Here is a 16,393-nt window from a genome sequence, read left to right as displayed (position 1 = left end):
ATGGTCTCGAGTCAGCCGAGGAAGCAGAGGAAGAGGCTTGCCAGCGCCTCATGGAGCGAGAGGCGTAAATTTCTAACAGCGCCTCTTTCAAAGGAGCTTCAAAGGCAGTACGGAATCAAGAGATTAACGGTTAGGAAGGGCGATACTGTTCTAGTGATGCGAGGCGATTATAAAGGAATAAGGGGAAAGGTGTTGACTGTTTCCTATGCTAAGGAGAGGATAACCGTCGAGAATGCATCGTCAAAGAAGGCTAATGGAGAGGTCATTTATCGCTCCATTCATGCATCTAAGGTAATGATAGTGGAGCTAGACACAAGCGATAAGCGTAGGATGAGCGCAATAGAGAAACGGAGGAAATCGCTGCCCAGCGCCGGGGGAGAGGAGGTAGTTGTTCAACAAGGTGGTTCTTCGTGACGCACCTAAGGAGATCATTGGCGCCGGGTTGGTGGTCCCTCGAGAAGGGCTACTCCTGGACGGTTAGGCCAAGGCCTGGACCACATGGGGCTAGGGAAAGCCTGCCCCTCGGCTTGGTGCTGAGGAATTTATTGGGTTATGTTTCAACGCTTGAGGAGGCCAGGAAGGTATTGGGGGCGGGCCAGGTGAAGGTGGATGGCAAGGTCAGGAGGGATTACAAGTATCCGGTGGGGGCCATGGATATACTGGAGCTGGTTCCAACGGGGGAGCGGTTCAGGATGCTTCCAGACCCCGTGAAGTTCCTAAGGCCTGCTCCGCTGGGGCAGGAAGATGCCGTGGTGAAGGTGAGGAGAATAGAGAACAAGACGGTGGTGAAGGGAGGCTTGGTTCAATTGAACCTAAGCGATGGATATAACGTATTGGTCAATGACGGGAAGGAATACGAGACCTTAGGTTCCCTCTTCATCTCGTTGACCGATGGCAAGATAGTTGATTATGTTCCTATGAAGCCCGGCAGCTATGCGATTATAGTGAGCGGCAGCAATGCTGGACGGCATGGGGTTCTGAAGTCCATAATAACAACAATGCGTCGCCGGGAGGCGATAGCCTCCATAGAGGGCGATGGAACGGAGTACAGAACTGTTTTGGATCACGTATTAATGATAGGAAGGGATGCTCCATTAATAAAGGTGAATTAACATGCCCGCAGTAGATGTGGCGTCCCTAGACTTAAAGTCATTGACTCCCGAAGCCATTGATTGGCGTAAGTTCGTGCTGCCCGCGGATAACCCGATGAGGGCTATTCGGATAGATAAGGTCGTCGTCAATATGGGGGTTGGGCAGAGCGGCGAGAAGCTGGAGAAGGCCGCTAATGTGCTCAAGGAGTTGACGGGTCAAGACCCATCGTATAGGAAGGCGAAGAGGTCCATAAAGGACTTTGGGATACGGAAGGGAGAGTATATAGGAGTTGCCGTGACTCTTCGCAGGGAGAGGGCCATCTGGTTCTTATTGAGGTCTCTTGCAGTCGTCGACTTCACCCTAAAGAGGAGCAGTTTTGATAACTTCGGTAACGTCAGCTTCGGCATAGCCGAGCACATACTCATGCCTGGCGCCAGGTATGACCCAGCCGTGGGGATTTGGGGATTCACCGTCACCACAGTGCTGGCTAGGCCCGGCATGAGGATTCAGCATAGGCGCAGGATGAAGCGTGAAGTTGGGAGGAGACAGCGGGTTAATAGGGAGGAGGCTATGAAGTTCTTCTCCGACGTAATAGGCGTGAGGATAATTTGAGTTTCTTGATCTTCAAAAAATTTTTAAATAATAGGTTCAAGAATGGCAAGTGTTCAGGATAGTTTCGGTGAGGGATTACATCCGAGTGCCTCCATCTAAGTTTGGGGAGCCCATAGATAAGATAGCAGTTGAGCAACTGCGTGAGATGTATGAGGGACGGATAGAGAGGGATTTGGGGGTGTTCGTCTCCGTGTTCGATGTGAAGGTAGATAAGAAGGGCATAGTGATGTTCGGAGACGGCGGTGCTTATCATAGGGTTGAGTTCAAGGCGTTGGCCTTCGTTCCTTTAATTAATGAAGTGGTGGAGGGGGAGGTGACGGATACGCATGATTTCGGAGCATTCATAAGGATAGGGCCCACCACGGCATTCATGCATAAAACTCAAATAGCTGATGAGAACGTGATTCACTACGATAAGCAAAGCAAGGTATTCATAATAGGAGAGAAGGCTCACGACAAGACGCCGAGGAGACTGGGGAAGGGAGACATTGTGAGGGCCAAGATAGTTGGGATAAGTTACTTCTCGGCTCAGGAAGGCAATAGGGTCAATATATCGCTAACTGCCAGGCAACCGTTCCTAGGCAAGCTGGAGTGGATAGAGGAGGAGCTGCAGAAGAAGAAGGCGAAGCCCCAGCAACGGTGATGTGAATGTCGAGGCGCAGGCTCACTGGAAAACGGCACCTGTCGGGATATAAGGCATGTAGGAATTGCAAAATGATAATTCCAGACGATGCTGAATCGTGCCCCAACTGCGGCTCCACGGATTTCAGCAATGAGTGGAATGGTCTAATAATCGTGGAGGACGTCGAGAAATCATGTATGGCTAAGTTCCTCGGCCTCACGAAGCCTGGTATATACGCCATAAATGTATCGTGACGCTGCGAAAAAGCAAGTCACCATCTTGGGGCCTGGAAGATTCCTGAAGCGAGAACTGGGCGCTCCGTTATTGTTAAATAGGGGGAATTCGATCATAAGGAGTCATGCCCGTCACATACACTTGCAGCGCGTGCGGGTTCGTGCTTTATAGGGGCACTAGGCCTAAGTCGTATGAGGATGTGTGCAAGCAATGGGGGTATGTGTGTCCCGTCTGCATGAGCGCCCTAGAGGTGCCGGGCAAGTCCATTAAGTGGAAATTCAATCCTTAGCGCTGGAAATGCTTATTTACGTTGATGCGCGGCGGGAGCCGTGCGTGACGTAGCAATAGTTGGGGTTGGTCAATCCAGGTTTGGAAGGAGAAACGATGTAAATTTACAGGAACTGGCTTGGGAGGCGGTGCGCGAGGCATTGAGCGATGCCAAACTATCGCAAAAGGATATTCAGTACTCCGTGGTCAGCAACATGGGTCTCTGGTCGGCCGAGGAGTTGCCCGCCGTGGTCGTTAATGAGTACTGCGGCTTGACGCCTGTGGGTAGCCATAGGGTGGAGGCTGCCTGTGCATCCGGCAGCGCGGGTGTTGTCTCTGCCTACAACATGGTGGCCAGCGGCGCAGTGGATATAGCAATGGTGATAGGAGTGGAGAAGATGAATGAGTCCCCAACCGATGCCGTTGTTGAATTGATAGGTAGGGCCGGATACTATTTATGGGAGTTCGAGAACTTCGGCCTCACGTTCCCGGGCTATTATGCTCTTCACATGAGTGCATACATGAGTCAGTACGGCGCGACGGAGGAGGATTTCTGTAGGGCAGCTATAAAGGCTCATCATTATGGGTCCCTCAATCCAAAGGCCCAGTTCAGGAGCGAGATAACCATGGAGCAATGCCTATCCAGCAAGTACGTTGCTTGGCCAATTAAGCTGTACGACTCCAGTCCAATAACCGATGGCGCGGCGGCCCTGATTCTGGCGGGTGGCGAGATTGCTGGGAAGATAACCGACACGCCGGTCTGGATAAGGTCTATTGGGTACGCGACCGGCACCGCTAACCTGAGCAAGCGACTGGACTTCACGGGGCTGGATGCGGCTAGGAGGGCGGCAGACGCGGCGTTGAGGAGGGTAGGGCTTGAGAGGAGGAATGTTGGGGGTCACTTCGACGTGGCGGAGGTTCATGATTGCTTCACGATAGCCGAGGTAATGGCGTACGAGGATTTGGGAATAGCGGAGAGGGGGACTGGGGTTCAATTGCTAAGGGAGGGGCAGACATACAAGGGCGGCTTGATTCCTGTTAACTTGGATGGAGGACTAAAGGCGAAGGGACACCCGATCGGAGCCACGGGGGTCAGCATGATTGCTGGGTTGACTGATCAACTCCTTCAACGGGTTCAGCCCAGGGAGAGGCAGGCGGATATAAGGAGGGGATGGGCGCTAGCGCATAACGTGGGGGGCACCGGCCATTACGCATATGTAACTCTTTTATCGCTGAGTAGAGAGGGGGGTCCGCAATGATCGTGAAGGACAAGGACGGCAACGCGATGATTCAAAGCGAGAGGGAGCTCAAGCTTCGCTATGTTATATCGGTTAATAAGGTGAGGAGGTTCTTTGATGGACTGCAGGAAGGCAAGGTCTACTTCACTAAGTGCATTAAATGCGGTGCAAAGTACTTCCCGCCCCAAGCCGACTGCCCGGCCTGCGGCTCGAGCGAGATGGAGTGGATACCAATAACTGGCAGGGGAAAGCTGGTCGCGCTAACGATAATAAACGTGAAGCCCTCGTCCTTCTCCGGGCCCGACTACGCTGTTGGCGTGGCTAGGTTTGGTGAATTGGGCGTCGTGGCTTGGCTGGACATCGATGCGTCGATCGCAAGGGACTCAGTGAGGCCTGGCGTTGACGTGGAACTGGTGGTGAAGGATGGAAGGTATTGGCTTCACCCCATAATTAATGCATAAGTTCTCGGGGAAGCCTTGTTATAAAGGAGTGGGCAAGCCTATCTCTGAGGCGGGGGTAAGTTTTCAGGTTAGTGTTTTATTGGGGTTTTCACCCCCTCCCTCTCTCGGTTAATTCTTTGAGGATGGGGGGCTGGGGCCGACTACCCCAATACCAGTAGGGGAAACGGAGTAGCGCCAAGGGGGCGTAACCCCCAAGAGCCCGGGGGAACCCCACCCCTAAAGGCGGAGAGGAGGTCAGTCCAGCGAATCGGTGGGTTTCTTCATCGGGCGATCTCTGGGCTTAATATGGTGCCGTTGCATTATTATAATTATAAATATCATATATATAAATAGCTAGTTTATATGTGTAGTTATTGCTTTACTTTCAGGGCAGTCAGCCCGAGTTTGGACACGTGCTTATGCTCGTGTTTTGGATGAATCTATGTGCAGCTAAATATATTATGGCGACTTATATAAAATTAACTCCGAAAGATATAAAAAGCCCTATTCGGTATACTATAACTATGAATGCGATAGAATTAGTAAAAAGAGAACCGATATATGTAAAGAAAGGAACCCCTGCGATGGAGGCAGTGCGGCTCATGTCTAAGGCCAACACCGGCCTCGTGGTGGTGGTGGGCGATGATGGCAAGGTGCTTGGGGTCGTGAGCGAGCGGGACATAATACGGGCGCTTGCAAATGGGGTTGACCCATCCACGCCCGTGGATAGCGTTGGTACTATGAACTCCATAGTTAAGGTTCATGAGAAGGACCCGATAATTAAGGTGGCAGCATTGATGGCGGAGCGAAACGTGAGGCACGTGGTTGTTGTGGATGATTATGATAGGCTGAAGGGAGTTATATCGATACGGGATCTCCTGCGGGAGTACGATGCATTGAAGGAACTCGCCAGGAAACCGCTCGTCCCATTAACAAAGGAGTAACCCATGCATTAACAATCAATTCTTAAAAATCAAATTATCTTTTCCTCGAATATTTTTGCCGGCTCCCTGATCTTCAATGTAATGGCTGCAGCTGCGAAGCAGATAATGGCAGCGACTATGGTACCGACGAAGCTGCTTAACGCGTACTCTATGATAATTGATATGACAATTGATAGTTCGTATATGTAAGCCAGGGACGTTGTGAATAATATAGGGCTCACAAGGGTGCTGAGCATAACCAATACGGACATGTATGCCATGACGGCGAACACGCCCATCAACGCTGCGGTTCCCATATTCACCTCGGCGAACACTCCGGATACGCTCAGCCCGATCAGCGATATAGCTATTATTCTGCGAACCCCCGCCAGCCTGATCAGGTACCTGGTAAGCACTGCGGCTGGGATCATTGGCAGCATCAATATGGCATTGATTCCATGCAGCCGCGGCATTAATTGCATCAGGTAAGACCAGGACACGGCCATTGCCATCGACAAGAGAAGCAAGTCCTTGTTATGGATTGCTTGCCTCAAGTGAATGCTGTGCACCTTCAATATGTTGGGGGACAAGGACAATAACAGACCGGCCGCAAGCAATCCCCCAGCCACCGCGTAGTCGTAGGCGTTCTTCAATCCAAGGGAGAGCGATGCTATGAATAGCCCGCCTGATAATAGAAGCACGTAGGAGGTTATCACGTGCCTGGTCCTGCCCATTATGCCAAGCGCTAAGCCCACCACGGAGACCATGGATGTGAAGTATATGCCCATAGCTGCCCCAGTCACCGCGGCGCTCAGGTATGGATTGATGGATCTGAGGTACGCCCCCATGGCTGCGATCGCCATCGATACTACCAGCGAGTCCCTGCTTCCGATCTTAGACGAGAGGAAGACGGCTGGCAATTGAATGCCAAGGAAGAACGCCGTCAACATCATGAGGGGACCCAAGCCGATGGGGGCTGCTCCCATCATTATGAGTAGATAGCCCACCAGTATCAGTGACACCAGAGCCCCCAGCCCCTGCCGCATGCGTGAAAAAAGGCGTTTCTTAAATATATACGTTTCGCGACAATCAATTGACGTGGGTGGCCGTCAGCCCTGCAGCGCGCTGTAGTAGTAATCCATGACGTGGGTTGGGAAGTATAGGAACAATAAGTTGACCGGCAGCGACTCCATTTCCCCGCCGTATTGATAATAAAACGCAGCGCAGAAGGGGCAGACGGGGTCAAGCATCTCTATCACTGTGGTGTTGCTCCCCCTCGAGAAGTAAAGGGAGTACTCGGAGCGAGCTAATCCCCTTAACAGGGACAGCTGGGCTGCACTGGCCTTTGTCCCCCCTCCATGCAGTACGTTCAGGGTAGAGTTTATTGCATTGGGGGTAGCCCCTATTACATAGGTGAACGTTCCGGTGGAGTTATTGAATATGACGAAGAGCGGCGTGCCCAATTCATTGCTGGGAATGCCTAACGCGCTCGCGGTCTTATTTATCTCAGACAATGCCCCGCTCACCTCGTGGAGCGACTCGTTGAGGCTAAGAGATAGGCTGCACTGGGGGTATTTGGCCGTTAAGTAGCCATGTATTAACCCGGGGTAAGCTAACTCGTACGTGATGTTCTTGGTGTTCTCATACTGGATGTTGTAGTATAGGTTGATCACGTATGATTGATTTATGGCGGATAATGCATCCGCCGCCGAGTAATTATGGTAAATACATGCCCACTGGTTCCAGTCCGACACCCCATAATTGAATTCATCCAGCAGCAGTTGGGTGGCGTTGGATTTGGATGGCGTGGAAGTCGTGCTGATGGGCGGCGGCGATATGGTGCTCGTGGATGGTACGGGGACCGCCGGTCTCTTTATGGTTACCACTAGCACGACCGCCGCGACCACCAAGACGGCGGCTATCGCCGCTATTACCAATCGATTATCCATTAAACACGGCACCGCCCCGCTCTTTTATAAGCTGCGCCTAAGACCTTACATTCAAGGCCAAAATGGGTCCAGGTTCGCATAGCTTAGTTATGGGGATAATCCCATAGTTGAGGATCATGTCTGAGTTTCAGCGGGATGCGTAATCGCCGATTCCTTTCAATGATTCCCAACCCATCCCCGCATCACTCCGATTGCCCATTTTATTGGATTGCTCGGGGGCATTATGGTGCTGTAATCGGTCATTAATCGTTGGAGGGATTCATTGCCTCGGCCGCCGATCGCCGCGATATTATTGCCTTGGATGAGTCGAACCAAGGCGTGGTCACCTCATCTATCCTCCACCGCTGCCTCACAGTGCTATCCTCAATCCTGGCGGTTACCCCGCTCATTAGGGATAGAAGTCCCACCCACGCTATCATGGCTCCATTATCGCCGGCCAGTTGATGCGGAACCACGTGAAGCGATGCGTTGAACTCCTCCGCGGCCACCCTCATTATATCCACGAGCCTCCTGCTCCGCGCGACGCCGCCAGCCACCACCAACCCCCGCTTTCCCGTCAACGCCAACCCCCGCTCCACCACCTCGGCAAGCATGTAATACACGGTCTCTATGAAGCTGAGGCAAACATCCTCCTTCCGCTCCCCCCGCCTCAAGGCCTCCACTGCCCTCGTGTATATCCCCGCGAAGTAAACGTCCTGCCCAGCCACGTTATACGGCATCTCGATGTACCTGGACCCCCCGGCCGCGCACTCCTCCACCCTCGGAACGCCGGGGAAGCCGAACCCAGCCTCCCGGGCGAACATATCTATGCAATTACCCACAGCTATGTCAAGGGTCTCCCCGAACACCCTGTACCTATCCCCGGAGTGCGCGAGGACCATTGTGTGCCCCCCGGATACCAGCAACACCAATGGATCCACCGCGCCCGTGGCCAGCCTAGCTATCTCCACGTGCGCGACCCCGTGGTGGACCGGTATGAGGGGCTTGCCCAGCCTAAGCGCTAGGGTCCTGGCGATGGTGGCTCCCACCCTCAAAGCAGGCCCAAGGCCCGGTCCCTGCGAGAAAGCGACCCCGCTAACCTTTCCTAGGTCGATGACAGCGGCGGCCCTGCGAAGCAGCTCCGAAGCTGCCTTCACGTGATGCTCCGCCGCCTCCCTGGGATGAATTCCGACGCCGCTTGGCGGGATGTACGTGCTCCACTCGTTTAGGAGTATGTTTCCCTCATCATCCACGGCGCCCAGCCCTATGGTGTGGGCCGTGGACTCTATTCCAAGCACTATCACTGGGGAGCGCCGTGACGCCGTCCCCTAACCGCCCCCTCGCGCTGCGTCTCGAATATTGTGTAATTACACTTGCCGCAGTGCCACCTGGGCGTTGGTTCTTTGTGGAACGCCATGACGGAGCCGCACCTTGGGCAGTACCTCCTGTTGAACTTGAAGACCCCGTTCTTCATGTCGATGGTGTACCAAAGATGGGCCCTGGCCTTCACGTCGGTCATTTGGATCCACCCTTCTTCGCTCCCTTCTTCGGCTTCTTAGCCTTAATCGCCTCCCTTATCTTCTTAGCCTCCTCCGGCGGCATGTTCCTTAACCGGACGTATAGGGGCTCCACCGCCGCTCCCTTTGCCTCATCGTCGTAGACGTGCACCTTAGCCGTTGACCTCCCGGCCCCATAACTCGTCCTCACCTCCACGACGTATACCTGGCCCTGCTTCACTCCCAGCATTGACGCGACGGCGTCCCTGAGCTGGAGCCTAGCCGGCGTGGGCTGTCCCTGGTGTTGCACCTCCACCTCCAATTCCCTCCTCCCCAATAGCTTATTGACTTTCTCCCCTGCAATGGATATTCCGCTCGACATCGCTGTTGATTGAGACATCCAATTGACGCCCCTTACTAGGCAATTTTAATTTTTTGCCCACGACACCAATCAATCCCGCCCCGAGCGGACAGCGCTATCGCCACGGCGTCGAGCTCATCTAAGCGAAGCGATGGATACCTCCCCCTCAGCCAATCCCTCTTCCTGGACGCCTCCGCCTCATCTATCATGGCCACGGACTCAAACACGCCGCACGCCCCAATCCTACTCGCCACCCGCCTCCCCAGGGGGTTATCGCCTATGGCCAACACGCCCCTCAATCTGCCCAGCAACGCCTCCGCCCTCCTGGGCGTCAGCATCGCGTGCATCAACAATTCATTGCCGCTGAGCAGGGCGAGGCCGAACTTGCGGCTACCAGCATCTGCGCCCACCACCAAGTCATCGACGCTTTCCGATATTGCCTCAGCAACCTCCCCCACCAAGTCGCTGCCCACCCTCAATGCCCTGCAGGGGGAGTCCACGTAGTAATCGAGGAGGGTAATGTCGCCCCCGCAATCATCAACGTTCTCCATGTACTCCACGCGGATCACGGAATCACTTAAAATGCCCAGCAGCTCCTCGTATATGGCCCGCCTCCCCGCGTAGGCTATCTCCACGCCACACACTCGCCGCGGCGCATTTAAGCGCTTCGCCTCCCCTCCTTCTCTCTCCGCTTCCTAGCAGCCGCACTCGACTGGATCGCTTGGCTTCATCAATTCCCGCATGAATGCGGTGGCGTACATTCCCCGCCTCAAGACGAACCTAAGCCTGAGGGGGGACAGCCTAACCTCCTCCACCCGCGGCGATGAGTCCAAGACCCTCCAACCCCCGCTCGCCGAGGCCTCGGGGATGGATTTTATCTTAAACGATTGAGTGGAGACCCCCTCGCTCCTCAACAGCTCCCGCTCCCACTCCCTCAGAGATGACTCCCCAGTCCTGAACCCAATCAAGGCGCCCGCCACGGCCGCCCTCCCCCTCCGTATCAACTCATTAATCCTATCCCTGACGCCGTCCGTAACCACGGCCCTGTGAATCGTGGGTAGCCCAGACTCGTCTAGCAGGATGACGCTGTCGCCCGCCACGGCCGAGTTTATGGGCAGTCCCCTGACCAACCTCTCGCTGAGGGACTTGTTGAAGAGATAGGACTGATAGGACTCCACGTAAAGCCTGAGGAGGTCGGTGGGAAGCCGCCTGAGGGCACCCACGTAATCCCCTCCCCGCCTCAATAAGTGGCTCGCCACTGCCCTCTCTGCCCTGTACCCCCTGGGGAACTCCTTGAGCGCCTCCCCCACCTTGCCGGCGTCAAACAGCTCCCTGGCCTCCCTCCCCGCCTCAGGCTCTCCGGGCCTGGGCGACCCAGCTATCTCCCTCACCGCGCCCTCGTAGTCCCCCATCACCATCATCTTCCCTATCAGGTGAGTGTTTGGCCTCCTCGTCCCGAACCTCTGATACCCGAAGAAGTTGGGGACCCCCCTCTCCCTTGCTTGCGATAGCGCGTCCCACACCCCCTCCTCCCGCGCGCCCCTCACGGTTATGTCGAATGCATTGCCGTATATTGACTTGGAAGTGCATGGCTCGTCCATGGTGAACGCGTCCAGCACCTGGAAATCCTCGTCCCCAGCTCCAAGGAAATCGCTTGGGTTAACGCCAAGCACCGACACTATTTGCACCGTCACCGCGTTGGCGTCCTTCAACCCGCCGTAGCTGATCCTGTCCAGCGGCACCCCGAGCCTCCCGGCAAGCCGCTCCACCACGGTTAGGGTGTCTATGCCCCGCTTTCTGACGATCCCCCAAACCCAGTTACCGGGCCGCGGCGCCGGCCTGTCGGGGAGCTCGCTCCCATCCAACAACACCTCCCTCACCTGGAAGTCCTCTGGCACCTCCCTCAACCGCCCCCCAATGCCAGGGGAGTCCGTGGAGTAGGCCGTCATCCCTATAAAGACATCCAGCTCAGCCAGCGTCCTCACGGCGCCCCCGCCTGGGAAGCTTTATAAATCGAGATGCATGCATAGGCCGTGAGGTTCTCCAAGGTAGCCCTCGGGGGGACCTTCGATTCGCTGCACAGCGGCCACATAGTTCTCCTCTTCGAGGCCATGAAGCACGGAGATAAGGTTCTCATAGGCGTCACCAGCGACGCCTTCGCCCAGAAGTATAAGCAGTACAGGGTCAGGCCGGTGGAGGAGAGGCTGCGCAACCTGGAGGTGCTTCTCACCAGGGAGTTGGGCTTGAGGAGGAGTAGGTTCGAGTTGAGGGTGATAGATGACCCCTACGGGCCCGCCGCCAGCGATCCGGAGCTGGACGCCATAGTTGTAAGCATAGAGACGTACGCCCGCTCGCTGGAGATCAATGAGTTGAGGATATCCAAGGGCCTCCCACCCCTCACAGTGCTGGTGGTCCCCATAATAAAGGATGGGTACGGCAACAAGCTGTCCAGCACGTTGGTTAGGCAAGCATACGATAAGTAAACTACCCCGCCCTCACGGACGGGGTCTCTGGCGAGAAAGATGAATCCCCATGCCGGCGATCGCATTGTGGGGCACCGCCCACGACGCGGCTTGAGGGTGTTCCTGCCTCATCATGGGTTCCCGAGATAAGGATTAAAATCAATGCTAGTTGAGGGGGCCTGTGATACTGGTAATAAGCGGGGAGAGGCTCAGGCTGCGGGGGGCTGAGGTGGTGGGCCTGGACTCGCTTCCACCGCCGAGGGAGTTGAGCAGGTTCGACGCAGTTGGGGTGATAGGCACTGACAGGTTCATAATAAGGGCCATTCATAGGCTGGAGGGGGTCGACGTCCCCATATTCACGGGCGGCCGCAATGGTTACCTGGGCAGCGTGGAGCCGTGGGAGTTGGAGGAGGCGGTGGAGAGGATAGTTAGGGGGGATTACGAGGTGGAGCCGCTGGCCAGGCTTAGGGTTAAGGGACTCAACCTTCCCCAGGCAATAAACGAGGTGGCGGTGTTTCCGGCCCGCAGCGCGACGGTTATGAATTACTCCCTCTACATAGACGGCGAGTACGCTTGGAGCGACTCGGCGGACGGCGTCATAATATCCACCCCGACCGGGTCCACTGCCTACGCATTGAGCGCAGGCGGCGTGCTGCTTCACTCCAGGACGGAGGCCATGGAGGTGGTGCCGGTGAACAGCGTGAACGTGAACAGGGTCCCAATGGTGGTCCCCTTATCGTGCAAGGTAACCGTGGGGGGAATATCATCACCGCACAGGGTGGTGGTCATAGTGGACGGCTCGGTGAGGCAGGCGGCGCCGGCGGACTCCATAACCGTGGAGAGGGGGGACCCCATTAGATTGATAAGGTTCAGCGCATCCCTGGCCCGCTACAGGAAGAAGCTGAGGCTATCGATGGACCTCACCCCAAGCGCGAAGCTGGTCTACACGGTGCTGGAGTACGAGGGCCCGCTGACCCCAAGCGAGATAGCCAGGAAGACCGCCATGCCGCCCAGAACCGTTAGGGCAGCGTTAAGGCAATTGATGGAGAAGGGCCTCGTCTCCCGCTCCTCCCCCGCGCGGGGCGGTAGTAGGAGCACCACGTACAGCGTGCTCTAGGCTGGACCCGTTCCTCCCCACCTCTAGGTAAAGCCGCGAAACGCACACGCGCGGGAATAGGAGGAGATCCATGCACTTAACCACGCCGCCCAGGTCCTGCTTCATGCATGAAGAGGCGCGGCCGCGCTTTTATTTCTTTCCATGGATGCATATTATTTCCTCTACTCAACAAGAGTTGACGAGGGCTTCAGCTTCAAAGCGTGGATTCATACATGTCGAATATCACGTAGAAGACAACGCTGGCCAGGGGGACGTATATCGTCGTAATCAATAGCATGAGGCCGGCGGTGTTGATAGGCACGGGCCCTATGGCCGCGCTGCCCAGGATGGAGAACGACATGGAGAGCACTATGAGGAGGAGCGGGAACAACATCACGGCCAGGGTGTACACCTCGAATAGGACGCCCAAGTCGCTCGCCACCCTGCTCAGCCTGGTTAATTTATCGGCAAGGAGGGAGTTGGACTTGGAGAGAAGGAGCTCCCCGACCCTGGGCGTCAAGCGGCTTCCCTCTACTAACACGTTTATGGCGTCCTTGTACGTGTATGAGGGCACCCTCTCCGCGCTGCGCTTGAGGGCCGTGATGGGGTCGACGCCGTTCCCCATGTCCCTCAATATTAGGCCCAGTTCCCTCCGGATGATGGGGTCATCCTCCTCGTCGTGCGCCTCCCTAATGGCCTCCCCAATGGGTATGCCAGCCGATATTAGGGGGGATAGCCTGAGCAGGGTGTAGACGAACCTATCGTTGAAGTGACTCCTCCTGGCGCGGACCAGGTACTGGGGGTACAGCACTGAGCCGGCCACCGCGGCGGCGGACGTTATGGCCAAGGCCTCGCCGGCGAACGAGATGACGCCCACCCCCAGGGCAGCGCCGGCCATTATCAAGGCGAGCCCGGCGGCTATGGAGAGCTCCATGACGCTGGCGAATACTGCCATCGCCCTCTTGTCGTAGCCGTACCCACTCAACGCGTGGCTGTCCTCAATCAACTTTATTACGGGGTCCCTCACGGCAATGCACCTGCCTCCACAGTCTTAAGCGTGGCCTCCGGCTCCAGGTAGTAATTCTTTATTATCTGGAACACGGACCTGTAGTCGTTGAACCCATGCCTAGCCGCCTCCCGCAGCAAGCGGCTCCTCCTCCCCAGCTCATCGAGCTCGTCCTTGCCCACCACGGAGCTCTTGGATGCATCCATTTTTCCGTTTATTAGGAGGTCCGTGAACACAGGCCTATCCGTGTAGTCGAGGTACTCCTTCACCTCCCACACGCTTCTCCTGACGCCCGCGCCGGTCCTGACCCTCCTCACGGACACGTATACGTGGGCCATCCCCAGCAGGGCGGTGGGGACGTCCATTGGCTTCGTTACGAACCTCCTCACCGCTCCCTCGGCGTTGTCGGCGTGTATCGTGGTGAGGCCGTGGTGCCCGCTGGCGAATGCCTGGAACAGCACGTACGCCTCCTCCCCCCTCACCTCCCCCAGTATCAGGTAGTCGGGCCTCATCCTCATGGCCACCTTCAACAGCTCCATCATGTCTATCTCCTCCCTCTCCTCCCCCCGCCCCGGCCTGACCAGTAGGGGGAGCCACTGCTCGTGGAGCAGCCTCAGCTCCCTCGTGTCCTCTATGGTGATTATCCTCGCGTCTGGCCTCAACAGGAAGAGGAGCGCGTTGAGTAGAGTCGTCTTCCCGGCCCCAGTGGGTCCCACTATCACCACGTTCCGCTCCTTATCCAGCGCCATCCATAGGTAGGCAAGGGCGTCGGGCCCCGCCGTCTCCAGCCCTATCAGGTCAACGACTGTGTACGGCACCCCCCTGAACTTCCGTATGGTGAAGGCATCCCCATTGGCCGCCACCTCCCTCAGCACGACCTCCACCCTCGCGCCCTCAGGGAGCAGCCCCTCCAGTATGGGGTTGGCCGAGTTGACTTGACGCTCCACGGCATTGGATACCTTGGCTATGAAGGCCCTCACCTCCTCCTCCGTCAACGCCACGTTGGTCCTCATGTTCTCGTACCTGGAGTGCCATATGAACACGCGCCCGTCCCTACCGTTGACGTGGACGTCCTCCACGTATGGGTCCCTCATTATGGGGTCCAGCTTGCCGTAGCCCCTCGTATCCCTCCTGAAGTAGTAGGCCAGCTTCTTGGCTGTGTCGCCCTCAACCCTGGCCCGCGCGAGGAATTGCTTGAAGGCGGCCTCGCCGTCCTCCAGCTTTGACTCCAGCACGTACTCCTTCGCCCTAGCCAGCAGCGCCTTCTCAGCGTCCGTAAGCACGGGCTCCAGCACGTCGTACCTCATGACCCCATCCACGTCCCTGGTCACCCCTATGTATGCGCTCCCCTCCTCTATGGGGTATACATCCATATACTTGGCGCCGGCCCCGCTCATCTATTGAGAACCCCTCCAAAAACAGAAATATAAAACATGCGTCCACCCAGCTCGACAGGTCATCGCTGCCTTGGCCGATCCCTTTATTAGCAGCCCCCTCCCCTCCCCCCATGCGTTGGATCAACCACGCCGCCTTCGCCGCCCTGCTCGCCGCGTCACTGCTGTCCCTCGCTTTATCCCCGAGCTCGCTCACGACGGTGGAGGTGGGGGGCGAGTTTCAACTGCCCGTCCCATCCAGTCGACTGGCTGTCTCGGCGTTCTCCGCCCTGCTGTCCCTCGCGCTGCTCGTGGAGGGCCTCCCTAGGTATAGGAGGAGCGCCTTCATTGCGAGGGTGGAGGGGCAGGTGCCGGAGATGGTTAAGAGCTTCCAGAGCGCGTTCTCCACGGGGCTCACCATGGCGGACGCCGCCAGGATGGTGGCGGAGAGCGGCCTCTCCCCCATCAACGGCATATTCAGGCAGGCCCTCGCCAATTACAGGTTGACGGGGGACCTCCCCGCCTCCCTCTTCCGCGCGGTGGCGGGCAGCGGGTCTAGGAAGGCCGTGTCCGCCCTCAAGGTTATAATGGCGGCTTACCAGCATGGGGCGGGCGCGGAGGAGGCGTTGGAGGCCCTTTACAGGTCCCTCTCCCAGTTGAGGGAGTTCGAGTCGCAGAAGAGGAGCCACTTGGGGCAGTACACGGCAATCATCTACGTCATGGTCCCCATATTCTCCCTAGTGGCGTCCATAGTCGTGGTGGGCTTCATCCCGCAGCTGCAGAGCCTCAAGGCCTCCTCCTCCCCCTTCGCCGAGGGGATAGGGGGCGGTGGAGGGATTGGGATCAGCGTCCCCACTGGCCTCTCCATAATCCAGTTAACCAGCTCAGTCATATCCCTATTCGCCGGGGCCATAATTGGGAGGCTGGTCTACGGGGATCCCTGGGCCGGCTTGATCCACTCATCCGCCCTAGTGGCCATATCCCTCGCGGTGTACCTGGCCGCTCCCCTCGCGTCAGGCATGTTCACGTGAGGATAGATCTAAGGCAAGCTACCCGTAAAGGAGGATGCTTCCCGCTTCATGGTGGTTCTTCCCTTCACGGGCGAGCCCCACGCTCCGTGGACACGGGCCAGCGCCTAACCAATCCCCCTCCCTCTTCCTCAATAACTTCCACAATGCTTGCCCACCCCTCCATCCCAGCCCTTGAGGTCGCGGTGTTCATCCGCCTCACCGGCATTAGTTAT

At 56.7% G+C, this 16,393-nt stretch carries 21 protein-coding genes; 12 read left to right on the top strand and 9 right to left on the bottom strand.

From position 1 onward, the window contains the following. From rplX to ACZ5ZS_RS04460, 9 genes are all read left to right on the top strand, one after another. Window positions 1–414 carry a 50S ribosomal protein L24 gene (gene rplX, locus ACZ5ZS_RS04500; RefSeq protein WP_188597155.1) on the top strand — a complete coding sequence of 138 codons (414 nt, stop codon included), beginning with the start codon at window positions 1–3 and terminating at the stop codon, window positions 412–414. Next, complete coding sequence (locus ACZ5ZS_RS04495) at window positions 411–1,112, top strand: 30S ribosomal protein S4e (protein WP_188597154.1); 702 nt, start codon at window positions 411–413, stop codon at window positions 1,110–1,112. The genes rplX and ACZ5ZS_RS04495 overlap by 4 nt, the downstream gene beginning before the upstream one ends. Window position 1,113: 1 nt before the next feature. Further along, window positions 1,114–1,704 (top strand): 50S ribosomal protein L5, encoded by a 591-nt coding sequence (locus ACZ5ZS_RS04490; protein WP_188597153.1) that lies wholly within the window; start codon window positions 1,114–1,116, stop codon window positions 1,702–1,704. A gap of 49 nt (window positions 1,705–1,753) precedes the next feature. Then, complete coding sequence (locus tag ACZ5ZS_RS04485; protein WP_188597152.1) at window positions 1,754–2,347, top strand: DNA-directed RNA polymerase; 594 nt, start codon at window positions 1,754–1,756, stop codon at window positions 2,345–2,347. A gap of 5 nt (window positions 2,348–2,352) precedes the next feature. Beyond that, complete coding sequence (spt4, locus tag ACZ5ZS_RS04480) at window positions 2,353–2,580, top strand: transcription elongation factor subunit Spt4 (RefSeq protein WP_188597151.1); 228 nt, start codon at window positions 2,353–2,355, stop codon at window positions 2,578–2,580. 104 nt (window positions 2,581–2,684) lie between these two features. After that, complete coding sequence (locus ACZ5ZS_RS04475; protein WP_188597150.1) at window positions 2,685–2,849, top strand: hypothetical protein; 165 nt, start codon at window positions 2,685–2,687, stop codon at window positions 2,847–2,849. Window positions 2,850–2,889: 40 nt separating this feature from the next. Next, window positions 2,890–4,086 carry a thiolase domain-containing protein gene (locus ACZ5ZS_RS04470; RefSeq protein ID WP_188597149.1) on the top strand — a complete coding sequence of 399 codons (1,197 nt, stop codon included), beginning with the start codon at window positions 2,890–2,892 and terminating at the stop codon, window positions 4,084–4,086. Beyond that, window positions 4,083–4,526 (top strand): Zn-ribbon domain-containing OB-fold protein, encoded by a 444-nt coding sequence (locus tag ACZ5ZS_RS04465; protein WP_229657766.1) that lies wholly within the window; start codon window positions 4,083–4,085, stop codon window positions 4,524–4,526. The genes ACZ5ZS_RS04470 and ACZ5ZS_RS04465 overlap by 4 nt, the downstream gene beginning before the upstream one ends. A 503-nt stretch (window positions 4,527–5,029) precedes the next feature. Continuing rightward, window positions 5,030–5,449: a CBS domain-containing protein gene (locus ACZ5ZS_RS04460; RefSeq protein ID WP_188597148.1), complete on the top strand. Its 420-nt coding sequence runs from the start codon at window positions 5,030–5,032 to the stop codon at window positions 5,447–5,449. Window positions 5,450–5,478: 29 nt separating this feature from the next. Here the strand turns inward: ACZ5ZS_RS04460 and ACZ5ZS_RS04455 are convergent, their stop codons facing one another. The 7 genes from ACZ5ZS_RS04455 to truD form a co-directional block, all read right to left on the bottom strand. After that, entirely contained in the window at window positions 5,479–6,474 is a 996-nt protein-coding gene (locus ACZ5ZS_RS04455) for a hypothetical protein (protein WP_188597147.1), read from the bottom strand. Window positions 6,475–6,537: 63 nt separating this feature from the next. Then, window positions 6,538–7,377 (bottom strand): hypothetical protein, encoded by an 840-nt coding sequence (locus ACZ5ZS_RS04450; protein WP_188597146.1) that lies wholly within the window; start codon window positions 7,375–7,377, stop codon window positions 6,538–6,540. 242 nt (window positions 7,378–7,619) lie between these two features. Further along, complete coding sequence (kae1, locus tag ACZ5ZS_RS04445; protein WP_188597145.1) at window positions 7,620–8,660, bottom strand: KEOPS complex N(6)-L-threonylcarbamoyladenine synthase Kae1; 1,041 nt, start codon at window positions 8,658–8,660, stop codon at window positions 7,620–7,622. Further along, window positions 8,657–8,875 (bottom strand): 30S ribosomal protein S27ae, encoded by a 219-nt coding sequence (locus tag ACZ5ZS_RS04440; protein WP_188597144.1) that lies wholly within the window; start codon window positions 8,873–8,875, stop codon window positions 8,657–8,659. Before ACZ5ZS_RS04440 ends, kae1 begins: the two co-directional genes overlap by 4 nt. Then, window positions 8,872–9,252: a 30S ribosomal protein S24e gene (locus ACZ5ZS_RS04435; protein WP_229657765.1), complete on the bottom strand. Its 381-nt coding sequence runs from the start codon at window positions 9,250–9,252 to the stop codon at window positions 8,872–8,874. The genes ACZ5ZS_RS04440 and ACZ5ZS_RS04435 overlap by 4 nt, the downstream gene beginning before the upstream one ends. A 17-nt stretch (window positions 9,253–9,269) precedes the next feature. Then, window positions 9,270–9,848 carry a hypothetical protein gene (locus ACZ5ZS_RS04430; RefSeq protein ID WP_188597143.1) on the bottom strand — a complete coding sequence of 193 codons (579 nt, stop codon included), beginning with the start codon at window positions 9,846–9,848 and terminating at the stop codon, window positions 9,270–9,272. 60 nt (window positions 9,849–9,908) lie between these two features. Further along, window positions 9,909–11,198, bottom strand: coding sequence for a tRNA pseudouridine(13) synthase TruD (gene truD / locus ACZ5ZS_RS04425; protein WP_229657764.1), 1,290 nt, complete (start codon window positions 11,196–11,198; stop codon window positions 9,909–9,911). Window positions 11,199–11,246: 48 nt separating this feature from the next. Between truD and ACZ5ZS_RS04420 the strand changes: the two genes are divergently transcribed. Both ACZ5ZS_RS04420 and ACZ5ZS_RS04415 read left to right on the top strand, forming a co-directional pair. Beyond that, the gene (locus ACZ5ZS_RS04420; RefSeq protein ID WP_188597142.1) at window positions 11,247–11,696 is read left to right on the top strand and encodes a pantetheine-phosphate adenylyltransferase; all 450 of its coding nucleotides are present in this window, start codon (window positions 11,247–11,249) and stop codon (window positions 11,694–11,696) included. Window positions 11,697–11,856: 160 nt separating this feature from the next. Continuing rightward, the gene (locus tag ACZ5ZS_RS04415) at window positions 11,857–12,792 is read left to right on the top strand and encodes a helix-turn-helix domain-containing protein (RefSeq protein WP_188597141.1); all 936 of its coding nucleotides are present in this window, start codon (window positions 11,857–11,859) and stop codon (window positions 12,790–12,792) included. Between the two features lie 193 nt (window positions 12,793–12,985). On the opposite strand, the gene ACZ5ZS_RS04410 is transcribed toward ACZ5ZS_RS04415, so the two are convergent. Both ACZ5ZS_RS04410 and ACZ5ZS_RS04405 read right to left on the bottom strand, forming a co-directional pair. After that, on the bottom strand, window positions 12,986–13,798 hold the full coding sequence (locus ACZ5ZS_RS04410; RefSeq protein WP_188597140.1) for a type II secretion system F family protein: 813 nt from the start codon (window positions 13,796–13,798) through the stop codon (window positions 12,986–12,988). Beyond that, a complete protein-coding gene (locus tag ACZ5ZS_RS04405) occupies window positions 13,795–15,174 on the bottom strand; it encodes a type II/IV secretion system ATPase subunit (RefSeq protein WP_188597139.1) in 1,380 nt (459 codons plus the stop codon). Before ACZ5ZS_RS04405 ends, ACZ5ZS_RS04410 begins: the two co-directional genes overlap by 4 nt. Window positions 15,175–15,284: 110 nt before the next feature. Between ACZ5ZS_RS04405 and ACZ5ZS_RS04400 the strand changes: the two genes are divergently transcribed. Continuing rightward, window positions 15,285–16,181, top strand: coding sequence for a type II secretion system F family protein (locus ACZ5ZS_RS04400; RefSeq protein WP_188597138.1), 897 nt, complete (start codon window positions 15,285–15,287; stop codon window positions 16,179–16,181). Window positions 16,182–16,393: the final 212 nt, after the last annotated feature.

This window comes from Thermocladium modestius, assembly GCF_055398215.1.
Note: the sequence above shows the minus strand (reverse complement) of the source record. Positions and strands in the feature narration are given on the sequence as shown.